The sequence below is a fragment of the Streptomyces sp. NPDC038200 genome, from assembly GCF_055600785.1.
On the sequence record NZ_JBVJYH010000018.1, the window covers coordinates 153491 to 175339 of the forward strand.

9 protein-coding genes are annotated in these 21849 nt (G+C 73.4%); 7 read left to right on the forward strand and 2 right to left on the reverse strand.

All coding sequences use genetic code 11. The features are described 5' to 3' along the window. Positions 1–120: 120 nt before the first annotated feature. From ACZ7KF_RS30895 to ACZ7KF_RS30905, 3 genes are all read left to right on the forward strand, one after another. Positions 121–570, forward strand: a complete 450-nt coding sequence (locus ACZ7KF_RS30895) for a hypothetical protein (protein ID WP_471082214.1) — start codon at positions 121–123, stop codon at positions 568–570. Between the two features lie 189 nt (positions 571–759). Beyond that, a complete protein-coding gene (gene glgX, locus ACZ7KF_RS30900) occupies positions 760–2901 on the forward strand; it encodes a glycogen debranching protein GlgX (RefSeq protein WP_471082217.1) in 2142 nt (713 codons plus the stop codon). A 199-nt stretch (positions 2902–3100) separates the two neighbouring features. Next, positions 3101–3508 carry a response regulator gene (locus ACZ7KF_RS30905; protein WP_471082220.1) on the forward strand — a complete coding sequence of 136 codons (408 nt, stop codon included), beginning with the start codon at positions 3101–3103 and terminating at the stop codon, positions 3506–3508. Here ACZ7KF_RS30905 and ACZ7KF_RS30910 read toward each other — a convergent pair. Then, positions 3486–4193, reverse strand: coding sequence for a response regulator (locus ACZ7KF_RS30910; RefSeq protein ID WP_471082223.1), 708 nt, complete (start codon positions 4191–4193; stop codon positions 3486–3488). The two genes, ACZ7KF_RS30905 and ACZ7KF_RS30910, sit on opposite strands and share 23 nt — an antisense overlap. A 299-nt stretch (positions 4194–4492) precedes the next feature. On the opposite strand from ACZ7KF_RS30910, the gene ACZ7KF_RS30915 reads away from it, so the two are divergent. From ACZ7KF_RS30915 to ACZ7KF_RS30930, 4 genes are all read left to right on the forward strand, one after another. Continuing rightward, complete coding sequence (locus ACZ7KF_RS30915; RefSeq protein ID WP_471082226.1) at positions 4493–6298, forward strand: MOSC domain-containing protein; 1806 nt, start codon at positions 4493–4495, stop codon at positions 6296–6298. Positions 6299–6394: 96 nt separating this feature from the next. Then, positions 6395–6799 carry a hypothetical protein gene (locus ACZ7KF_RS30920; RefSeq protein WP_471082229.1) on the forward strand — a complete coding sequence of 135 codons (405 nt, stop codon included), beginning with the start codon at positions 6395–6397 and terminating at the stop codon, positions 6797–6799. Between the two features lie 119 nt (positions 6800–6918). Next, the gene (locus ACZ7KF_RS30925) at positions 6919–7713 is read left to right on the forward strand and encodes an SDR family NAD(P)-dependent oxidoreductase (protein WP_471082232.1); all 795 of its coding nucleotides are present in this window, start codon (positions 6919–6921) and stop codon (positions 7711–7713) included. A gap of 662 nt (positions 7714–8375) precedes the next feature. Then, complete coding sequence (locus ACZ7KF_RS30930; RefSeq protein ID WP_471082235.1) at positions 8376–11162, forward strand: helix-turn-helix transcriptional regulator; 2787 nt, start codon at positions 8376–8378, stop codon at positions 11160–11162. Between the two features lie 124 nt (positions 11163–11286). Here the strand turns inward: ACZ7KF_RS30930 and ACZ7KF_RS30935 are convergent, their stop codons facing one another. Further along, complete coding sequence (locus tag ACZ7KF_RS30935; protein ID WP_471082238.1) at positions 11287–21777, reverse strand: SDR family NAD(P)-dependent oxidoreductase; 10491 nt, start codon at positions 21775–21777, stop codon at positions 11287–11289. Positions 21778–21849 lie beyond the last annotated feature (72 nt).

Sequence of the window (21849 nt, forward strand, 5' to 3'; positions counted from 1 at the left end):
AAGTGGCACATTGCTTCCGTTTCGTCCCAGCTCACAGCCCATTCGAACATGAGGGCGGGGCTGACCTGTCATCGGGCGGGTATGCAGGGGGATCTGACGGCATCACGGAAGGGGAACGCCATGCCACTGGATCCCGAAGCTGCCGAAGCCGAGTCTGCGGCGGAGCACGTGGCCGAATCGATGATCGAGTTGTTCCAGCGGGCTCATGAGGACGTCGCTCCCACGGTGTCCGACGCGCAGATGCGCGGTCTGCTCGCGCTGGGCGGCACGCCGAGCGATGCGGGGCGGGTCGCGGACGCCCTCGGCGTCAGTCGCTCCTGGGCGGCCGAGTTGCTCGACCAGCTCGAACAGCGCACGCTGGTGCGCCGCCTGCCCTCGGGGGAGATCTGTCTCACCGGCGCCGGGAAATGCGTCCTAGAAGCGATGCGTCAACGGCGCCGCCAGCTTCTGGAGCAGGTACTGGTGACGGCCGCCGCGAAAGACCGGCCGGTACTGCGCGACGCGCTCGACCAGTTGCACGGGCTCGTGAGCCCGTTGGCTCGGGTGCCTCGCAGCCGCTCACCGCTCTGAGCCGGGCGCGCCTCCTCCGTCCGAGGTGGCAGCACCGCGCAGGCGGCCCCCTCCCCGGCACCGGCCGTCGCCGGGCGGACACGGGGGCACGCTCACCGCGGACACGGGGGCATGCTCACCGCGGACACGGGCACAAGGAGACCTGCGCCGTGCGGGCTGCCCGCCGGCCATGTCGGGAGGGGCGGGGCCATGCGTATCTGGCAGGACACCATGGAGGTCGGCCCGCGACCGGGGCGCATGGCGCCACTGGGGGCCACCTTCGACGGCGCCGGCACCAACTTCGCCGTGTTCTCCGAGGCGGCGGAGCGCGTGGAGCTGTGCCTCTTCGACGAGGACGGCACCGAGGAACGCGTACCGCTGACGGAGGTCGACGGTTTCATCCACCACATCCACCTGCCGGACGTCGGCCCCGGCCGGCGTTACGGGTTCCGCGTGCACGGACCGTACCGGCCGGAGCGCGGTGAACGCTGCAACCCGAGCAAGCTGCTGCTCGATCCGTACGCCAAGGCGATCGAAGGCGAGGTCCTCTGGAACGAGGCGCTGTTCCCCTACCACTTCGGCGGCCTGGGGCGACGCAATGACCTCGACTCCGCCCCGTACGTGCCGAAGTCGGTGGTGGTGAATCCCTACTTCGACTGGGGAAGCGACCACTCGCCGCGAACTCCGTACCACGAGACGGTCGTCTACGAAGCCCATGTGAAGGGCATGACGCAGACCCACCCGGCCATCCCGGAGGCGATTCGCGGCACCTACGCCGCGCTGGCGCACCCGGCCATGGTCGACTACTTCGTCAAGCTGGGCGTCACCGCGGTCGAGCTGATGCCCGTCCATCAGTTCGTCCAGGACCACGCACTGGTGGAGAAGGGCCTGTCGAACTACTGGGGGTACAACACCATCGGCTTCTTCGCCCCGCACAACGCCTACTGCTCGTCGGGGCAGCGGGGCGAGCAGGTGCAGGAGTTCCGCTCGATGGTCAAGACCCTGCACGAGGCCGGTATCGAGGTCATCCTCGACGTCGTCTACAACCACACCGCCGAGGGGAACCACCTCGGACCGGTGCTGTCGCTGCGGGGCCTGGACAACGCGGCCTACTACCGACTGTCCCAAGAGGATCCGCGCTTCTACTGGGACACCACCGGGACCGGCAACAGCCTGCGGATGAACCATCCGCACACCCTGCAGCTGATCATGGACTCGCTGCGGTACTGGGTGACCGAGATGCATGTCGACGGCTTCCGCTTCGACCTGGCCGCCACGCTCGCCCGCCAGTTCCACGAGGTCGACCGACTGTCTTCGTTCTTCGACCTCGTCCAGCAGGACCCCGTCATCTCCCAGGTGAAGCTCATCGCCGAACCCTGGGACGTCGGCGACGGCGGCTACCAGGTCGGCAACTTCCCTCCGCTGTGGACCGAGTGGAACGGCAAGTACCGCGACACCGTGCGCGACTTCTGGCGGGGCGAGGGCGGCACGCTGGGCGAGTTCGCCTCCCGCCTGACCGGCTCCTCCGACCTGTACCAGAACGACGGCCGGCGTCCCTACGCCTCGGTCAACTTCGTCACCGCGCACGACGGCTTCACCCTGCGCGACCTCGTGTCGTACGACGGCAAACACAATGAGGCCAACGGCGAGGACAACCGCGACGGCGAGAACCACAACCGCTCCTGGAACTGCGGCACCGAAGGCCCCACCCGAGACCGGGACGTCCTCGCCCTGCGCGCCCGCCAGCAGCGCAACCTCCTCGCCACCCTGCTGCTCTCCCAGGGCGTGCCCATGCTGCTCCACGGTGACGAACTCGGCCGCACGCAGCGCGGCAACAACAACGCCTACTGCCAGGACAACGCACTGACCTGGATCGACTGGTCGAATGTCACCGAAGGAAGCGAACTGCTCGACTTCACCCGGAAACTGATCACCCTGCGTCGCGATCACCCGGTCTTCCGCCGGCGACGGTTCTTCAAGGGACGCGCTTCGCACGAAGCCCGTCCCGAGGAGAAGGACATCGCCTGGTTCACCCCCGCCGGACGCGAGATGACCGACACCGACTGGGACACCGGTTTCGCCAGGTCCCTGATGGTCCACCTCAACGGCAAGGCCATCACCGAGCCGGATCTCCGAGGGCTGCGGGTGGAGGACGACTCGTTCCTCCTCCTCTTCAACGCCCACAGCCAGGCCCTCTCCTTCGCCGTCCCCGAAGAACTCGGCCCTTGGTGGGCGGTGGAAGTGGACACGGCCATCCCTCATACGGAGTACCGGCCCCTGATCAAGGGCGGCAGCGAGGTGGAGGTCGAAGGCCGTTCCACGTTCGTCCTCCGCTGCCACGAGCACGGCTGACGTCGCACGGCCCCAGCCGGGGCGGAGCCCGGCCGGTGGGCATCGCCCGGCCTCGTTCACGGCGACGCCCCGTCCGCCCGGCGGCGAGGGCCCGCCCATGCTGATCGCCGGGCGTCCGCCTGCCGAATGCAGGGGCGGACGGGCTCCGCATCCAGCTAGCAGGAATGCCGACCGGGTGCCGCCCTGGGATTCTGGAGGCATGCTGCGATGCCTGATCGTGGATGACAGCCCGTGTTTCCTGAGCGCCGCCCGGAGTCTGCTGGAGGACCAGGGCGTCTCCGTCGTGGGCGTGGCATCCGACAGTGCCCAGGCACTGCGGCTCGCGGCGCAGCTCAGGCCGGACGTGGCCCTGGTGGACATCGACCTCGGTGTCGAGTGCGGTCTGGAGCTGACCGGCCGGCTCCAACGCGAGGCCGGCCATGCGCCCTTCTCGGTGATCCTGATCTCCAGCCATGCCGAGGAGGATTTCGCCGATCTGATCGAGGCCAGCCCCGCGGTGGGCTACCTGTCCAAGACGGCCCTGTCGGGCGACGCCGTCCGTGCCCTGCTCGCCGGGGCGGACGACCGGCGCCGGGAGGACCCGGTCAACGGGCCTCCAGGTAGGTGATCACGGCCCGGACACGCCGGTGGTCGTCGTCGGTCTCCGGCAGGTCCAGCTTGGCCAGGATGCTGCGCACGTGTTTCTCCACCGTGCCCTCGGTCACCCAGAGCCGACGCCCGATGCCGGCGTTGGACCGGCCCTCCGCCATCAGCTCCAGCACCTCGCGCTCCCGGGAACTGAGCACGGCCAGCGGATCCGCCCTGTGCCGGGCGGTGACCAGTTCCTGCACCAGCGCCGGATCCACCACCGACCCGCCCCTGGCGATACGCTCCAGTGCCTCCAGGAACTCCCGTACGTCACCCACGCGGGTCTTCAGCAGGTAGCCGACGCCGTGGCCGCTGGCCAGCAATTCCATCGCGTGCTCCACCTCGGCGTGCGCCGACAGGACCAGGATGCCGATGGCCGGGAACTCACGTCGGATGGTGCGGGCCGCGTCCAGTCCCTCGGTGGACTGGCCCGGCGGCATCCTGATGTCGACCACCACCAGTCCGGGCTCGGCCTGCCGGACCACGTCGATCAGCTGGGCGGCGTCGGCGGCCTGACCCACCACCGCGCAGCCCGAGCGCTGCAGCAGGCTGGCCAGTCCTTCGCGCAGCAGGACGTCGTCGTCGGCGAGGACGACCCGCAGATCCGCCAAGGCCGGTCCGTCATCAAGGGGCCCGTCGCCGAAACCGGGGGTTCCTGGCGTCATACCTCATATTGTCGGTGAGCCGCGCCGGGTGGGCACCCGGCGACGGTGCTGACGCCCCGAGCACGCCTGTTCGAGTGGCGCCGAGGGAGGGCGCTCCGGCGGGCGGAAGGCGCGCGGCGGGCAGGCCGGGCAGGGGCACGGACGACGGACACCGGGCACCGGGCAGGCCGGGCACGAACGGCGTGCGGGCGGCCGTGCGGAATCGCGGCGCCACCGGCACTGGAACTAGGATCGGCCCGAGCGCACAAGCACAGCGCCATGAGGGGCTGCCCCGGCCGGCCACCCGCAGGAGGTCCGCGATGGCGACGCTGCTGTCCGTCAACGTGGGGATGCCGAAGGACGTCTCCTGGCAGGGAAGGACCGTGCACACCGGTGCCTGGAAGTCCCCTGTGGCCGGGCCCCGGATGGTGCACCGGCTCAACGTCGACGGAGACGGCCAGGGAGACCTGGCCGGGCACGGCGGCGAGATCCGGGCCGTGCTCGTGTACCAGCTCGAGTCCTACCGGCACTGGCGCGCCCACCTCGGCCGCGACGACCTCGCCTTCGGTGCCTTCGGGGAGAACTTCACCGTCGACGGGCTGCCGGACGACGAGGTGTGCATCGGCGACCGGTACCGCATCGGCGAGGCCGAGTTCGAGGTCACCCAGCCCCGCGTCACCTGCTACCGCGTCGGGATGCGCCTGGGCGAACCGGCCATGGCCTCCCTGCTGGTCGCCCACCACCGGCCCGGCTTCTATCTGCGGGTGATCACCGAGGGGCACGTCCGGGCGGGCGACGAGATCATTCTGACCCGCAGGGGTCCCGGAGGACTCAGCGTCGCCGACACCGACGCACTGCTCTACCTCCCCGACCGCGACCCCGCGAAGCTGCGCAGGGCACTGGACATCCCCGCCCTCAGCCCCGGATGGCAGCAGTCCTTCCGCGAACTGGCCGCCGCCCGGCAGGCCGGACAGGAACCCGGAAGCCCGGACCGAGGCGCACAGCCCGGACAGGGACCCGGACGGCCGGACGGAGGCGGCGACCGACAGCCCGGTGGAGTGCCGGGGTGGCCGGGCTTCCGGACCGTGCGCGTCGCCCGTGTGGTCCCCGAGACACCCACCGTCTCGTCGGTCTACCTGCACACCACCGACGGCACTCCCCTGCCCACGGCGCCTGCGGGCCAGTACCTCTCCATCCGCCTCGCCCTCGGCGACACCGCCCCGACCGTGCGCAGCTACTCCCTGTCCGCCGCGCCCGACGCCGGCACCTACCGCATCAGCGTCAAACACGAGGCACACGGAAAGGTCAGCGCGTACATCCACGACACGCTGCACCCGGGCGACCTCGTGGACATCGCGAGCCCCCGCGGGACGTTCGTCCTGGAGGAAGGCGTGCGCCCGGTCGTCCTCGCCTCCGCGGGCATCGGCGTCACGCCGGTGCTCGCCATGCTCCACCGGCTCACCGCCCTGCCGGACCCACCGCCCGTGTGGTGGATCCACGTCGCCCGTGACCGCGCCCGTCACGTCTTCGCGGACGAGGCCCACGCGCTCCTGGCCCGGCTGCCCGCCGCACACGAGCACATCTTCTACACCGCCGAAGCCGCCCCGCCGTGCGACCGGTCCGACGCCCACGTGACCCGAGGACGCCCCACGGCCTCGGCGCTCGCGGCCACGGGCATTCCGGCCGACGCCGACGCCTACCTCTGCGGGCCGGCCTCCTTCATGAACGACCTCGCAGCCCGTCTGCGCGAGGCCGGCCTGCGCCCGGACCGCATCCGCACCGAGCAGTTCAGCGCGCTCCCCGCGCTCAACCCCGGGGTGAGGTCCGCGGCCACCGTCAGACCCCACGAGCCCGACGGCCCGCCCGGCACGGGTCCCCTCGTCACCTTCGCCCGCAGCGGGATCACCACCGCCTGGTCACCCGCGCACCCCTCGCTCCTCGACCTCGCGGAAGCCTGCGACATCCCGACCCGCTGGTCCTGCCGCACCGGCGTCTGCCACACCTGCGTCACCCCTCTCCTGTCGGGCGACATCACCTACACCACCCCGCCCCTCGACCTTCCCGAAGCCGGCACCGTCCTGGTGTGCTGCAGCGAACCGACCACCGAAACGGTCCTGGACCTCTGAGCCGCCGCGGCAGCCGGCCGCCCCGCGGTCCGCGCACGACACACCGACGCGGCGCGGCCCGCTCCAGTCGCCCGGGAGGAGCACACCGGAGGCATCATGCTCGACCCCCGAGCCATCCTCGACCGGGCACGCCAAGGGCCCGTGCCGACCGACTGGCGGGTCTTCACGAAAAGACGCGGGAAAGTGTCCGGCTTCTTCCACGGCACCTCGCACGACCCGGACCCCCTGCTGGTCATCACCCACGAGTGCGTCGTCGAGTACGCACACGACCGCAAACCGTTGACGATCATCACCTTCTGCGATCTGAGCGAGATCACGCTCAAGGCAGCCGGTCAGAGCTCCTCCGGCAGCTCGGCGGTCAGCCTGAGCGTGTGGCTCGATCTCGTCTTCGTCGACGGCAGGAAGGCGAAGTGGCGATCCATGTCCTTCGCGGGCAACCTGCAGACGGTCCAGGCTTTCATCGAGGCGTACGGCGCCCACAAGGCGCTCCACGGACGGTAGCGGGGCCGGGGCGCCCGAACGGCCGATCCCGCTCGCGTCCTTCGCCCGTTCCGCGGTCCGGGCGGCCAGACTTGACGGACCGTGGCATCCAGGCGCGCACGAAGGGAACCCGTCCGCCCATGCATCTCGACCTCACAGGACGCACCGCACTGGTCACCGGTTCGACGCAGGGCATCGGGGCGGCCATCGCCGTCGCGCTCGCCCGGGCCGGGGCCCGCGTGGGAATCAACGGCCGTGACGAACAGCGGGTCGCCGAGAGCGTGGAGTCACTGGCGAGGGAGGCGCCCGGTGCCGAGCTGGTTCCGGTGGCCGCCGATGTGTCCGGCGAGGAAGGCGCGGCCCGGGTGGCGCAGCTGTTGCCGGAGGTGGACATCCTCGTCAACAACCTCGGTGTCTTCGGCACCGCCGACCCGCTGGAGATCACCGACGACGAGTGGCGGCGCTACTTCGAGGTGAACGTGCTCGCCGGGGTACGGCTGACCCGGCTGTATCTGCCGGGCATGACCGCGCGCGGCTGGGGCCGGATCCAGTTCATCGCCAGTGACTCGGCGGTGGTCATCCCCGCGGAGATGATCCATTACGGGATGTCGAAGACGGCACTGCTCGCGGTGAGCCGCGGCTTCGCCAAGAAGGCGGCGGGCACGGGCGTCACGGTCAACTCCGTCATCGCCGGACCCACGCACACCGGCGGCGTCGAGGACTTCGTATACGAACTCGTCGACCGGGACCTGCCGTGGGACGAGGCACAGCGTGCGTTCATGCGCGAGTACCGTCCCCAGTCCCTGCTGCAGCGGTTGATCGAGCCGGAGGAGATCGCCCACATGGTCGTCTACCTCAGCTCCGAGCAGGCGTCGGCCACGACCGGAGGCGCCCTGCGGGTCGACGGCGGGTACATCGACGCGATCCTTCCCTGACCGGTCCGGCGCCCGGCCGCACCGGAAAAGCCGCGTTGCCCGTACGGGCACCGGAAGCGCTTTCCCGTGACCGATGTCACGATTGCCCGCGCCCGGATCCTTTCTTAACCATCCGGTAAATCACAGGACTGTAAAAGGACGCCTCGGCGGACCATCCGGAGAGTAGGGATGGGGCCACATAGGTCAGCAGTTGACAACGTTGGCCTGGACAGATAGCGTCTCTGCCTGATATGAGCATCTAATCTCTAATTCGGCACTCGGCCGGCAAAAACATGGACACTCCGAATGGAAGTCGGCCAGAAATTGGCCGAAAACATTCGGTCCATGGATTTCAGGCCGCCTCGCGGTTGTACCGCCGGTAAGCAACGGCACATCAATGCATGGCGGCGTCGAGAGCCACCCGCGGTACGCGGCAAAAACGGGAGACCAGGGGATGCGACGCCTCTCTCGCGGCGCGAGCAGCGGCCACACCGGCCGATGGACTGACCTTGCGCGGCCGGTCAGGAGCTGTCCGGCCGGCCCAGGAGCGACTCGGCGCGCCGCCTTTGCGGCAGCGCCGCCATCCTCACAAACTCTTCACGCACCGTCGCACGACGCCGCCTCGTCACGCGGGAAACGGGGCACGACCTCGCTTGGAAAAATGAATCTAGGGGGGACCCACGATGCACCTTTTCGGCCGTTCAAGAGAACTCCGGGCCTTGGGTGAGGTGTTCACCGAGAGCGCGCGGGGAAACGGCCGGCTCGTGATCATCACGGGCGGTCCCGGATCCGGCAAGACCCAGCTCCTGCATGAATTCCTCACCACACTGAACGGCACCGGCGCGTGCATACTGACGGGTACGGCCTGCTCGTTCGATCGGGATCGCCCGATGAGCCTCGTGCAGCAATTACTGCGGAACGCGGATGCGGAGTGCGCGCTCTCACACCCGGCCCCCGCGGAAGTGAACTTCCCGGCGAAAAATCGCCGTTCCGCCGACCCCGAGCACAATGCCGTCCGGGCGCCCGCCGGAGACCGGCCGAACGAGGCTCTCCTGGACCTCGTCCGGGAGGAACGCCCCCTGGTCATCGCCGTGGACGACGCCCACACGATGGATCGTGCCTCGCTGTACACGCTCGTCGGCCTGCTGCACCGAAGCCGCTCCCGGCGGGTGCTCGTGGTGTGTGCCACGTCGGGGCACTTCGGCGAGATTCGCTCGCCCGCACACACGGAACTCCTCCGCCAGCCCCACCGACGGGTACGCCTGGCTCCGCTGTCGGAGGCGAGCGTCGGCGAACTGCTCGCCGCACAGGCGGGACGGTCCCTGCCGGGGCACATCGGCGCCGCCTACCACCGGGCCACCGCCGGCAGCCCCTTGCTGGTGCACGCGCTGCTGGACGACAGCACGCGCTTCGCGCCCGAGATCCGCGGGCCCATCGCCGGCGCCTCCTACCGCCAGGCCGTGCTGTCGCTGCTGCACCGCGGCGACGCGGGCCATGTCCGGGTGGCCCGGGTACTGGCCGCGCTCGGCCCGCTGGCGGAGACCGTCGCCGTCGGAGAGCTGGCCGGCACCACCCCGGCCGGCACCCAGGAAGCCGTCGACCTGCTCAACTCCTCGGGACTGCTGGACGGTTGTGCCTACCGCCACCCGACCGCCGCCGCGGCGGTCCTGGAGGACATGGCCGCCGCCGCACGCACCGACCTGCACGGCCGGATCGCCCACGTGCTGTATCGTTCCGGCGCACCCGCCGTCGAGGTGGCACGTCACCTCCGTCTCGCGGACCTGGTCCCGGCGGGCTGGGGCGCGGGGATCCTGCGCGCCGCCGCGGAGGAGACCCTGGCCGCCGACGACGTGGAGGCGTGCACCGCCTACCTCGGCCTGGTCCTGCGCGACTGCGCCGACGAACGCGAACGCCATGCCCTGTCGGTGGCGCTCGCGCGCGCCCAGTGGCGCACCAACCCCGCAGCCGCCGCCCCTCACCTGGAACCCCTGCGCGGGGCCGCGCTCGACGGCGACCTGAACATGCGGGACACCGCCACCGTCCTGCGGTACATGCTGTGGCGGGGCGACACCGAACTGGCCGCCCAGGCCGTGGCCACCCTCGTCCCCGCGCAGTCGCCCGCCGACGCCCAGATCGTCGCCGAGGTGGAGTTCGTACGGCAGTGGTTCTACGGCGTGGCGCTCCCCGGCAAGAGCACCCCGGCCACCGGCACCGACCCCCGCCGCCGCCCGGCTCCCACCGACACGGGCGGACTGGCCGCCCGGCTGGCGGCACTCATCGGCGGCGAGGCCACCGACGAGTCCGCGGCGGCCGTCGCCCAGGCCGTCCAGGGACACCAACTGGACCACCTGAACCTGGAACTGGTCGCCATGTCCCTGCTCGCCATCGCCCACGCGGACCGGCCCGCGGTCGCCGCCGAGGCCTGCGACACGCTGCTGGGGTGCGCCCTGGAACGCCGGGCGACCACATGGCAGGCCCTGCTCGGCAGCATCCGGGCGGAGATAGCCCTGCTCCAGGGGGACGTGACCACCGCCGCCCAGGGCACGCTCGCCGCCCTCGGCACACTGCACGCCCAGAGCTGGGGAGTGCTCATCGGCCTGCCCCTGTCGACGGCGATCTCCGCGCACACCGCCATGGGCTCCTACGACGAGGCCGAGCAACTGCTCAAGCACGATGTGCCCGAACCCATGTTCCGGACCGTGTTCGGCATCCAGTACCTGCGCGCCCGTGGTCACCACTACCTCGCCACCGACCGGCCCTTCGCGGCGCTCAACGACTTCGAGACCTGCGGGCGGCTGCTCCGGGAAGGCAACCCCAGCCTGCAGAAGGGCATCCCCTGGCGGTCCGACCTGGCCCTGGCCAACCTGCGGATCGGCAAGGCCCGCACGGCCCGGGAGTGGGCCGAGGAGCAGCTGCGGCTGCCCGGCGGCCACAGTTCCCGCGCCCGGGCCATGGCCCTGCGTCTGCTGGCCGCGACCTGCAAGCCGCACCGCCGGGCCTCGCTGCTGCGCGAGTCGATCGACCTGCTCAAGACATGCGGCGACCGGTACGCGCTGGCCCAGGCGTACGCCGACCTGTCCGCGGCCCACTACGAGCTCGGCGAGTACGCGCGGGCCCGGCTGGTGGCGCGGCAGGCGGCACGGGAGGCCGAGGCGTGCCGCATCGAGTCGCCGGTCGACGCGCATCTGCTGGAGGATCCGGTACGGCCCGAGACCTCCGGGTCCGAGGGCGGCCCCGCCATCCTCAGCGACGCCGAGTGCCGGGTCGCGGGGCTGGCCGCGCTCGGGTACACCAACCGCGAGATCAGCACCCGCCTGCACGTCACGATCAGCACGGTGGAGCAGCACCTCACCCGGGTCTACCGCAAGCTGAACGTGGCCAACCGTTCGGAACTGCCGTCGAAGATGCTGGACCATCGCATCCCCAAGCTGTCGGACCGCTGGGCCAGCACTCACTCGTCCACGGGCTGAGAGCCCGTCCTGTCGTCGTGTCGATCTGAGAGCGCTCACTCTTCTCGTCCCCTACGCGGAGCGCGGCCCCGCCGGTGATGTCACCGGCGGGGCCGCGCTCCGCCCGCCCGTGCGGGCGCGGGCCTCAGCCCAAGCTGCCGAGTTCGTCGTCCAGGATGCCGAAGAGTTCATCGGCCGTGGCCGTCTCCAGCCCCGCACCGCCGGCGTCCGCGGTCCCGTTCTCCCGCCACCGTCCGCTGTCCTCCCAGCGCGCGCTGAGCGTGCGCAGCCGGGCGGCCACCCGGGCCCGCTGCTCCTCGTCGAGCGCGGCCGAGTCCAGCGCGGCGCCCAGCGCCGTCTCCAGGCGCACCACTTCGGCCTCCACGTCCACCAGGTCGGCGGAGGCGTCCCCGCCCAGTTCCGCGAAGAGGTACCGGGCGAGGGCCTCGGAGGTCGGGTAGTCGAAGGTGAGCGTGGTGGACAGCCGGAGCCCGGTGTCGGCGCCGAGCCGGTTGCGCAGTTCCAGGGCGGCCAGCGAGTCCACGCCCAGGTCGCCCAGGGAGCGCTGGGGGTCGACGGCGCCGCCGGACCCGTGTCCGAGGACGTCGGCGACATGGCCGCACACCGTGTCCGTCAGCAGCCGCAGGGCGTCGGCGGCGGCGAGCCCGGCCAGCCGCTGCGGCAGCGCCTCGGCGGACGCCGGCGCGGCGTCCGCCGCCGCCCGGGCCGTGCGGCGTACGGCCACCGGAGCGAGCCCCCGTACCAGGGCGGGAGCGTCCTCGGTGACCTGGACGCGGACCGGCAGCAGCAGGGCCCGGTCGGCGGCCGGGGTGTGGTCGGCGGTCAGCGCCCGGTCGAACAGGGCCAGCGCCCGGTCGGCGGGCAGCGGCAGGATTCCGTCGCGGGCCAGCCGGCGCAGTTCGGTCGCGCCGAGCCCGGCCGCCATGCCCTCCCCCGTGTCCCACAGTCCCCAGCCGAGCGAGAGAGCCGGGAGCCCCTCGGCGCGGCGTCGCGCGGCCAGGGCGTCCAGGAAGGCGTTCCCGGCGGCGTAGTTGGCCTGCCCGGCCGCCCCCAGGGTGCCGGCGGCGGACGAGAACAGCACGAACGCGGCGAGGCCGAGGTCGCGGGTCAGCTCGTGCAGATGCCAGGCGGCGTCGGTCTTGGGGCGCAGCACCGCTTCCAGCCGCTGAGGCGTGAGGTCGGTGAGCAGCCCGTCGTCCAGGACGCCCGCGGCGTGCACCACGGCGGTCAGCGGGTGTTCGGCCGGGACGGACGCCAGCAGGGCGGCGAGCGCGTCCCGGTCGGTGGCGTCGCAGGCGGCGACGGTCACGGTGGCGCCCAGGGCGGCCAGGTCGTCCAGGGCGCCGGGCTCGGGCAGCCGCCCGGTGCGGCCGGCCAGCAGCAGATGCCGTACGCCGTGCCGGGTGACCAGGTGCCGGGCCAGCAGCCGGCCGAGGCTGCCGGTGCCCCCGGTCACGAGGACGGTGCCGTGCGGGTCCAGGACGGGCGCCTGGGCCTCGGCCGCCTGTGCGGTCCGGGCCAGTTCCGGGGCGTACGCCGTGCCTGCCCGCAGGGCGAGTTCGGGTGCGCCGGCGGCCACGGCGGCGGGGAGCGCGACGTCGGAGGCGGGGGCGCCGTCGGTGTCGACGAGCACGAAGCGACCGGGGTGCTCGACCGCCGCCGCCCGGACCATGCCCCAGATCACGGCCTCGGCCGGGTCGGGCACGCTGTCGGCGTGGACGGCCACGGCGGACCGGGTGAGGACCACCAGCGGCTCGCTGTCCGGCGCCTCGGCGAGGTGCCGGCGCAGTGCGGCGAGTGCCCGTACGGCGGTCGCGCGGGCTCGCACCGGCGGATCGGCGTCCGGGGCCCGGTCGAGGGTGAGCGTCCGGGGCGCGGGCGCGGATCCGTCGGCGGTCACCGGCAGTTCGGTCCAGCGCACGCGGAACAGGTCACCGGGGGCCGGTGTGGCCGCGGTCAGCTGCTCGGCGGTCACCTGGCGGATGCGCAGCGACGTCACCTCGGCCACGGGCGCTCCTGCGGCGTCGTACAGGCGCAGGGTCATGTGGTCGGTGCCGTGCGGGGTCAGACGCAGCCGCACCGCCGTGGCGCCGGTCGCGTACAGGGCGACGCCCTCCCAGGAGAACGGCAGCGTCATCACGGTCGGGTCCTGGCCGTCGAGCAGGTCGATGGCGTGCAGCGTGGAGTCGAGCAGGGCCGGGTGCAGTCCGAAGCCGTCGGCCGCGTCGGCGTCGGGCAGGGCCAGTTCGGCACAGACCTCGTCGCCGAGCCGCCACGCGGAGCGCAGGCAGCGGAACAACGGGCCGTAATGGTAGCCCTGTTCGGCCAGGTGGTCGTAGGTGCCGGTGACGTCGACGGGTACGGCGCCCGCCGGTGGCCACTCGGCGGCGCCGGCCGGTTCGGGCGTGGCGCGCGGGGCGAGGACGCCGGTGGCGTGCCGGGTCCACTCGCCGTCGGTGCCCTCCGGGCGGGCGTGCACGGTCAGGTGCCGGCGCCCGTCGGCATCGGGGGCGGCGGCGGAGACCTGGAGCTGGACGGCGCCCTGCTCGGGCAGGACGAGAGGCCGTTCCAGGGTGAGTTCCTCCACCTGCGGGCAGTCCGTGCGGTCCCCGGCCCGGACGGCGAGTTCGACGAAGGCACTGCCCGGGACCAGGACGACGCCCGCCACGGCGTGGTCGGCGAGCCAGGGGTGGGTGGTCAGGGACAGCCGGCCGGTCAGGGCCACCCGGCCGTCGCCGGCCAGTTCCAGGGCGGCGCCGAGCAGCGGGTGCCCGGCCGGCGCCTGGCCCAGCCCGGCGGCGTCGGTGACCGCGTCCGGCGCGTCGTCCAGCCACAGCCGGGTGCGCTGGAAGGCGTAGGTCGGCAGGTCGGTGCGGCGGGCGCCGGTGCCCGCGAACACCCGCTGCCAGTCCACGGTCAGACCGCGCACATGGGCGATGCCGAGCAGGGCCGCGAACGTCTGTTCCTCGTCCCGGTCCCGGCGCAGCGCCGGGACGAACGCCGACTGCTCGGCGTCGGCGACGGCGTGCGCGCCCAGGGCGGACAGGACGGCGTCGGGGCCGAGTTCGAGGAAGGTGCGCACGCCGTCGGCCTCCAGCGTGCGGACGGCGTCGCCGAAGCGGACGGCCTCCCGGACGTGGCGGACCCAGTACTCGGGGTCGCACAGCTCGTCCTCGCCGGCGCGTGCTCCGGTGACGTCGGAGACGACGGGGATCGCGGGCGTCTCGTACCGGAGTTCACGGGCCGTCTTCTCGAACTCCGCCAGCATCGGGTCCATCAGCGGGGAGTGGAAGGCGTGGCTGACCCGCAACCGCTTGGTGCGGCGGCCGGGGAATGCCTCGGCCACGGCGGTCACGGCGGTCTCGGTGCCGGAGACGACGACGGCGCGGGGCCCGTTGACGGCGGCGACGGACACCTCGGGCCCGAGGTACGGGAGCACCTCGTCCTCGGTGGCGTCCACGGCGAGCATCGCGCCCCCTGCGGGCAGCGCCTGCATCAGCCGGCCGCGCGCGGCGACCAGCCGGGCGGCGTCCGTCAGGTCCCAGACGCCGGCGACGTGCGCGGCGGTCAGCTCGCCGATGGAGTGGCCGGCCAGCCAGTCCGCGCGGACGCCGTGGGACTCCAGCAGCCGGTACAGGGCGGTCTCCACGGCGAACAGGGCGCTCTGCGTGTAGAGGGTGTGGTCGAGCAGGCCGGCCTCCTCGGAGCCGGGCTCGGCCCACATCACGTCCCGCAGCGGGCGGTCCAGGTGGGCGTCGAGGGCCTGGCAGGCCGCGTCGAGCGCCTGCCGGAAGGCGGGGTGGGCGGCGTACAGGCCGCGGCCCATGCCCGCGCGCTGGGCGCCCTGGCCGGTGAAGAGGAAGGCGGCCTTGCCGCCGACGGGACGACCGCGCACGACCGTGTCGGCCGGGGTGCCGTCGGCCAGCGCGGCGAGTCCGGCGAGGAGTCCGTCCCGGTCGCGGGCGACGAGCGCGGCCCGGTGGGTGAGGGCGGCCCGGTCCGTGGCCAGGGAGCGGGCGAGGTCGGGCAGCGGCCGGTCGGCGACCGTCCGCAGCCGTGCGGCCTGCGCGGCCAGGGCTTCGGGGGTGGCGCCGGAGAGCACCAGCGGCAGGATCGGGGCCTGCGCCGGGTCCGCGTTCGCGTCCGGCGCGGACCGCTCGGCGGGTGCCTCCTCGATGATCGTGTGCACGTTGGTGCCGCTGATGCCGAAGGAAGACACCCCGGCCCGGCGCGGACGGCCCTGCCGCGGCCACTCCCGCCGCTCGGTCAGCAACCGCACCTTCCCGGCGTCCCAGTCGACCTTCGTGGACGGCCGGTCCACGTGCAGCGTCCTCGGCAGCACCCCGTTGCGCATCGCCATCACCATCTTGATGACACCCGCCACACCCGCGGCGGCCTGCGTGTGCCCGATGTTGGACTTCACCGAACCCAGCCACAACGGCTCGTCCCGCTCCTGACCATAAGTCGCCAGCAGCGCCTGCGCCTCGATCGGATCCCCCAGCGTCGTCCCCGTGCCGTGCGCCTCCACCACGTCCACATCGGCGGCCGACAAACGCGCCGCCGCCAGCGCCTGCCGGATCACCCGCTGCTGCGACGGACCGTTCGGCGCCGTCAGACCGTTCGACGCACCGTCCTGGTTCACCGCCGAACCCCGCACCACCGCCAGCACCGGATGCCCGTTGCGCCGCGCGTCCGACAACCGCTCCAGCACGAGCATGCCGGCGCCCTCCGACAGGGCCGTGCCGTCCGCCGCGTCGGCGAAGGACTTGGCGTGGCCGTCCCCGGCGAGGTTGCGCTGCCTGCTGAAGTCCACGAATGTGTCGACGGTCGACATCACGGACACACCGCCGGCCAGGGCCAGGCCGCACTCGCCCTGCCGCAGTGCCTGCGCGGCCAGGTGCAGCGCCACCAGGGACGACGAGCACGCCGTGTCGACGGTGAGCGTCGGGCCCTCCAGACCGAGGGCGTAGGCGACTCGGCCGGAGGCCACACTGCCGAGGCTGCCGTTGCCGAGGTAGTCGCGCACCGACTCGGGAACGCGGCGCAGCCGGCTGCCGTAGTCGTGGTACATGACGCCCGCGAAGACACCGGTACGGCTGCCGCGCACGGAGTACGGGTCGATGCCGGCCCGCTCCAGCGCCTCCCAGGACGTCTCCAGCAGCAGCCGCTGCTGGGGGTCCATCGCCAGGGCCTCGCGCGGGCCGATGCCGAAGAAGTCGGGGTCGAAGTCGGCGGCGTCGTACAGGAACCCGCCGGCCCGGGTGGAGGAGTGGCCGGCCTTGCCGGGCTCGGGATCGTACAGGGCGTCCAGGTCCCAGCCCCGGTCGGCGGGGAAGGCGCCGATGCCGTCGCCGCCCTCGGCGAGCAGCCGCCACAGGTCCTCGGGCGTGCTGACGCCGCCGGGGTAGCGGCAGGCCATGGCGACGATGGCGACCGGTTCGTCGGATCCCTGGACGGCGGCGTCCACGGTGTCCTCGGCAGGTGCGCCGAAGAGTTCCGTCGTCAGGTGTCTCACGAGCGCGCCCGCGTCGGGGTGGTCGAAGACGAGGGTGGCGGGCAGGCGCAGGCCCACCGCGCTGCCGAGGCGGTTGCGCAGCTCCACCGCGGTCAGCGAGTCGAAGCCCACCTCGCGGAACGAGCGGCGCGGATCGAGCGTCATGTCGCTGCCGTGCCCGAGGACGGCGGCCACCTGGGTGCGGATCAACTCCATGAGGGCCGTCTCGCGTTCGGCGGGACCGAGCACGGCCAGCCGGTCGGCGAGCGACGCGGAGTCCGTGCGCGCGGCCGCGGTGCGGCGCGCGCGTGCGGGTACCAGGCCGCGCAGCACGGACGGGACGTCGGCGGCGCGGCGCAGGACGGCCAGGTCCAGGCCGACCGGGAGCAGCAGCGGCTCCTCGGCGGCGAGGGCGGCGTCGAGGAGACGCAGCCCCTCCTCGGTGGGGATCGGGCGGACGCCGGCACGTGCCATGCGTGCCACGTCGGCGTCGGTGAGGTGGGCGGTCAGGCCCGTGCGCTGCTCCCAGAACCCCCAGGCGAGGGAGTGGGCGGGCAGGCCGTGGTGCCTGCGGTGGGCGGCCAGCGCGTCGAGGAAGGCGTTGGCGGCGGCGTAGCCGGACTGCCCGGCGCCGTCGACCGTGCCGGCGGCGGAGGAGAACAGGACGAACGCGGCGAGGCCGAGGTCGCGGGTCAGCTCGTGCAGATGCCGGGCGGCGTCGGCCTTGGGGCGCAGCACGGCGTCCAGGCGCTCGGGCGTCTGGTCGGTCACCAGGCCGTCGTCGAGGACACCGGCGAGGTGGACGACCGCGGTCAGCGGGCGGTCGGACGGTGTCTCGGCGAGGAGCCGGGCGAGTTGTCCGCGATCGGCGGCGTCGCAGCGGGCCACCACGATCTCCGCGTCCAGGTCGGCGAAGTCGTCGGCGGCGGTACCGCTGCGCCCGGCCAGCACCACGCGGCGTACCCCGTGCCCGGCGACCAGGTGCCGGGCCACCAGGGCACCGAGCACACCCGTGCCGCCGGTGATCAGCACGGTGCCGTCGGGGTCGAGGGACGGCGCCTGGCCCGGTGGGGTGGCGCGGGCCAGCCGGGGAACGTGCACGGTGCCGTCGCGCAGGGCGAGCTGGGGCTCCTCGCTCGCCGCGGCGGCGGTCGCGGCGGCTTCGGGGTCGGCGGAGTCCACGAGCACGAACCGCCCGGGGTGCTCGCCCTGCGCGGCCCTGACCAGGCCCCACACGGCGGCACCCGCCAGGTCGGTGACGTCCTCCTCCCCCACGGCCACGGCACCCCGGGTGAGCACCACCAGCCGGGCGGAGGCGGTCCGTTCGTCGGCCAGCCACGCCTGTACGGCGGCCAGGACCCGCTGGGTCGCCGGACGCGGGTCGGGGCCGTCGCCACCGGCCCGCAGCACCACCCACGCGGGCACGGCGTCCAGCCCGGCCGGGCCCCGCTCGTCCAGGACGGCGTACTCGGGTGCGGGCACGTCGGGTACGGGCAGCACCGGCCAGTCAAGGCGGTACAGGTCTTCGGTACGGGTGCCGGAGGCGAGCGCGGCCGGGTCGACGGGCCGGGACACCAGGGCCTCGACCTCGGCGACCGGGGCGCCCGTGGGGTCGGCCAGCCGGAGGGAGAGTGTCTCGCCGCCGTGCAGCCGGACCCGCAGGGCGGTGGCCCCGGCCGCGTACAGCGAGACCCCGGTCCAGGCGAAGGGCAGCCGGGCGGAGTCCCTGCCGTCGGTGCGCAGGCCGTCGGCGTGCAGGGCGGCGTCGAACAGGGCCGGGTGGAGGGCGAAGCCCTCGGCCTCGACGGGCAGTTCGACCTCGGCGAAGGTCTCGTCGCCGCGCCGCCAGACCGCGCGCAGCCCCTGGAAGGCGGGCCCGTAGTCGTAGCCGAGGCCGGCCAGGTGGGCGTAGGCGTCGTCGGCCGGTACGGGCTCGGCGCCCTCCGGCGGCCAGGCCGCGAGGTCGAAGGCGGGCGCGGCGGTCCGCGGGGCGAGCAGACCGGTGGCGTGCCGGGTCCAGGCCGTGCCGTCGGCGCCCTCGGGACGGGAGTGGACGGTCAGGGCGCGGTGCCCGGAGTCGTCGGCGGCGGCCACGTGCAGCTGCAGCTGGACGGCGCCCCGGTCGGGCAGCACCAGCGGTGCCTGGAGGGTGAGTTCGGCCAGGTGCCCGCAGCCCAGGCCGTGGCCCGCGCCGAGCGCCAGCTCGACCAGCGCGGTGCCGGGCAGCAGGGTGGTGCCGGAGACGGCGTGGTCGGCGAGCCAGGGGGCGGTGGCCGTGGAGAGACGGCCGGTGAACAGGGTGCCGCCCTCGGCGACCGGGACCGCGGCGCCCAGCAGCGGATGGCCGGTGGTCTCGAGCCCGGCGGCGGTGACGTCGCCGGTGCCGGTGGACCGGCCGAGCCAGTACCGCTCGCGCTGGAAGGCGTACGTCGGCAGGTCGACGGCGCGTACCGGCGTGCCGTCGAACACGGCCGACCAGTCGACCGGGACGCCGGCGACGAAGGCCTCGCCCAGGGCGGCCAGGACGCGCTCGGGGCCGCCGTCGTCACGGCGCAGCGAACCGAGGCCGGTGACCTCGGCACCTGCGGCGTCGGCGGTCTCCTCGATGCTGTGCAGCAGCACGGGGTGCGGGCTGCACTCCACGAACACCCCGTACCCGGCGTCGAGGAGGGTGCGCGTGGTCGGCTCGAACAGGACGCTCTGCCGCAGGTTGGTGTACCAGTAGCCGGCGTCCAGGCCGGTGGTGTCGAGCCGGGCGCCGGTGACGGTGGAGTAGAACGGCACGTCGGCGGGCCGGGCCCGGACGTCCGCCAGGTCGGCGAGCAGCCGCTCCCGGATCGACTCGACGTGCGCGGAGTGCGAGGCGTAGTCCACCGGGAGCCGCTTGGCCCGGTCGCCGCCGGCCACGAGGGTCTCGCGGAGTTCGTCGAGGGCGTCGGCGTCGCCGGACAGGACCACGGAGGAGGCGCCGTTGACGGCGGCGACGGCGACGCGGCCGTCGTAGCGGGCGACGAGGTCGCGTACCCGGGCCTCGGGCAGGGCCACCGACATCATGCCGCCGCGGCCGGAGAGTTCCCGCGCGATGGCCTGGCTGCGCAGGGCGACGACGCGGGCGCCGTCGGCGAGGGAGAGCGCGCCGGCCACGCAGGCGGCGGCGATCTCGCCCTGGGAGTGGCCGATGACGGCGGCGGGCCGGACCCCGTGGGCGCGCCACACCTCGGCGAGCGACACCATGATCGCCCACAGCGCGGGCTGGACGACGTCGACCCGTTCCAGCGGCTGCCGGGCCCGCACGGTCTCGAGGAGGTCCCAGTCGGTGACGGGGGCCAGGGCCGCGGCGCAGTCGGCCATGCGCGCGGCGAAGACGGGTGAGCTGTCGAGCAGATCGGCGGCCATGCCGGCCCACTGGGAGCCCTGGCCGGGGAAGACGAAGGCGATACGGGACTCCCCCGCCGGCCTGCCGCGCACCACGTTCGGCGCCGCGAGCCCCTCCGCGAGCGCGCTCAGGCCCGCGGTGAGGGCGGGCAGGCCGGTGCCGGTGACGACGGCCCGCTCGGCCAGCGCGGCGCGCCCGGTGGCGAGCGTGTGGGCGACGTCGGGGAGGGGGTCGGTGCCGGTGACGAGGTGGTCGTGGAGGCGGCGGGCCTGGGCGGCGAGGCCCGTTTCGCCGTGTCCGGACAGCACCAGCGGAAGGGGTCCGGCCCAGGAGGGCTCCTCCGCCCGGGCCTCGGGCTCGGGGGCGGCCTCCACGATCACGTGGGCGTTGGTGCCGCTGATACCGAAGGACGACACCGCCGCGCGGCGCGGCTCGCCGTCGGCCGGCCAGTCGCGGGGCTCGCCGAGCAGTTCGACGGCGCCGGCCGCCCAGTCGACCTGGGAGGTGGGCCGTTCGGCGTGCAGGGTCCGGGGCAGCCGCCCGTGCCGCATCGCCATCACCATCTTGATGACGCCGGCGACACCGGCGGCGGCCTGCGTGTGTCCGATGTTGGACTTGACCGAGCCGAGCCACAGCGGTTCGCCGGCGGGCCGGTCCTGACCGTAGGTGGCCAGCAGGGCCTGTGCCTCGATCGGGTCGCCCAGCGGGGTGCCCGTGCCGTGTGCCTCGACGGCGTGCACCTGGCGGGGTTCCAGGCGGGCGTCGGCGAGGGCCGCGCGGATGACCCGCTGCTGGGAGGGGCCGTTGGGGGCGGTCAGACCGTTGGAGGCACCGTCCTGGTTGACGGCGGTGCCGCGCACCACGGCCAGCACGCGGTGGCCGTTGCGGCGGGCGTCGCTGAGGCGCTCCAGCAGGAGCAGTCCCGCGCCCTCGCCCCAGCCGGTGCCGTCCGCGCCCTCGGCGAAGGACTTGCAGCGGCCGTCCAGCGCGAGGCCCCGCTGGCGGGAGAAGTCGATGAAGGTGTCGGGGGTGGACATGACCGTCACACCGCCCGCGAGGGCGAGGGTGCACTCGCCGGTGCGCAGCGCCTGCACGGCGAGGTGCAGGGCGACGAGCGAGGACGAGCAGGCGGTGTCGACGGTGACGGCGGGCCCCTCCAGGCCGAGGATGTAGGAGACGCGGCCGGAGGCGACGCTGCCCAGGTTGCCGTTGCCGAGATAGCCCTCGACGCCCTCGGGCACCTCGGTGAGCCAGCTGCCGTAGTCGTGGTACATGACGCCCGCGTAGATGCCGGTGCGGCTGCCCTTGAGGGTGTGCGGGTCGATGCCGGCGCGCTCGAACGCTTCCCAGGCGGTCTCCAGCAGCAGTCGCTGCTGCGGGTCCATCGCGAGGGCCTCGCGCGGGCTGATGCCGAAGAAACCGGGGTCGAACCGGGTGGCGTCGTAGAGGAACCCGCCCTCGCGCACATGGGTCCTGCCGGGGGCGTCGGGGTCGGGGTCGTAGATGCCCTCGACGTCCCAGCCGCGGTCGGCGGGGAAGTCGCCCACGGCGTCCGTGCCGGAGTCGACCAGCTGCCACAGCTGCTCGGGCGTATCGACGCCGCCGGGGTAGCGGCAGCTCATGGCGACGATCGCGACGGGCTCCTGCGCCGCCTCGGTGATCCGGTCGTTCTGCCGGCGCAGTCGCTCGTTCTCGAGCAATGACTCGCGCAGCGCCTCGACGATCTGCTCGACGGATGTGTCCACGGTCGGTGTCGCTCCCTGCTGGCTCGGCGGCGCTGGTGACGCGGTGGAGGGTGCGCCGGGTACGGGGTGGCC

What these genes read in the sequence shown, in the direction of transcription:
- ACZ7KF_RS30895 (WP_471082214.1), top strand. Translation starts at nt 121, where the DNA reads ATGCCACTGGATCCCGAAGCTGCCGAAGCCGAGTCTGCGGCGGAGCAC.
- glgX (WP_471082217.1), top strand. Translation starts at nt 760, where the DNA reads ATGCGTATCTGGCAGGACACCATGGAGGTCGGCCCGCGACCGGGGCGC.
- ACZ7KF_RS30905 (WP_471082220.1), top strand. Translation starts at nt 3,101, where the DNA reads ATGCTGCGATGCCTGATCGTGGATGACAGCCCGTGTTTCCTGAGCGCC.
- ACZ7KF_RS30910 (WP_471082223.1), bottom strand. Translation starts at nt 4,193, where the DNA reads ATGACGCCAGGAACCCCCGGTTTCGGCGACGGGCCCCTTGATGACGGA.
- ACZ7KF_RS30915 (WP_471082226.1), top strand. Translation starts at nt 4,493, where the DNA reads ATGGCGACGCTGCTGTCCGTCAACGTGGGGATGCCGAAGGACGTCTCC.
- ACZ7KF_RS30920 (WP_471082229.1), top strand. Translation starts at nt 6,395, where the DNA reads ATGCTCGACCCCCGAGCCATCCTCGACCGGGCACGCCAAGGGCCCGTG.
- ACZ7KF_RS30925 (WP_471082232.1), top strand. Translation starts at nt 6,919, where the DNA reads ATGCATCTCGACCTCACAGGACGCACCGCACTGGTCACCGGTTCGACG.
- ACZ7KF_RS30930 (WP_471082235.1), top strand. Translation starts at nt 8,376, where the DNA reads ATGCACCTTTTCGGCCGTTCAAGAGAACTCCGGGCCTTGGGTGAGGTG.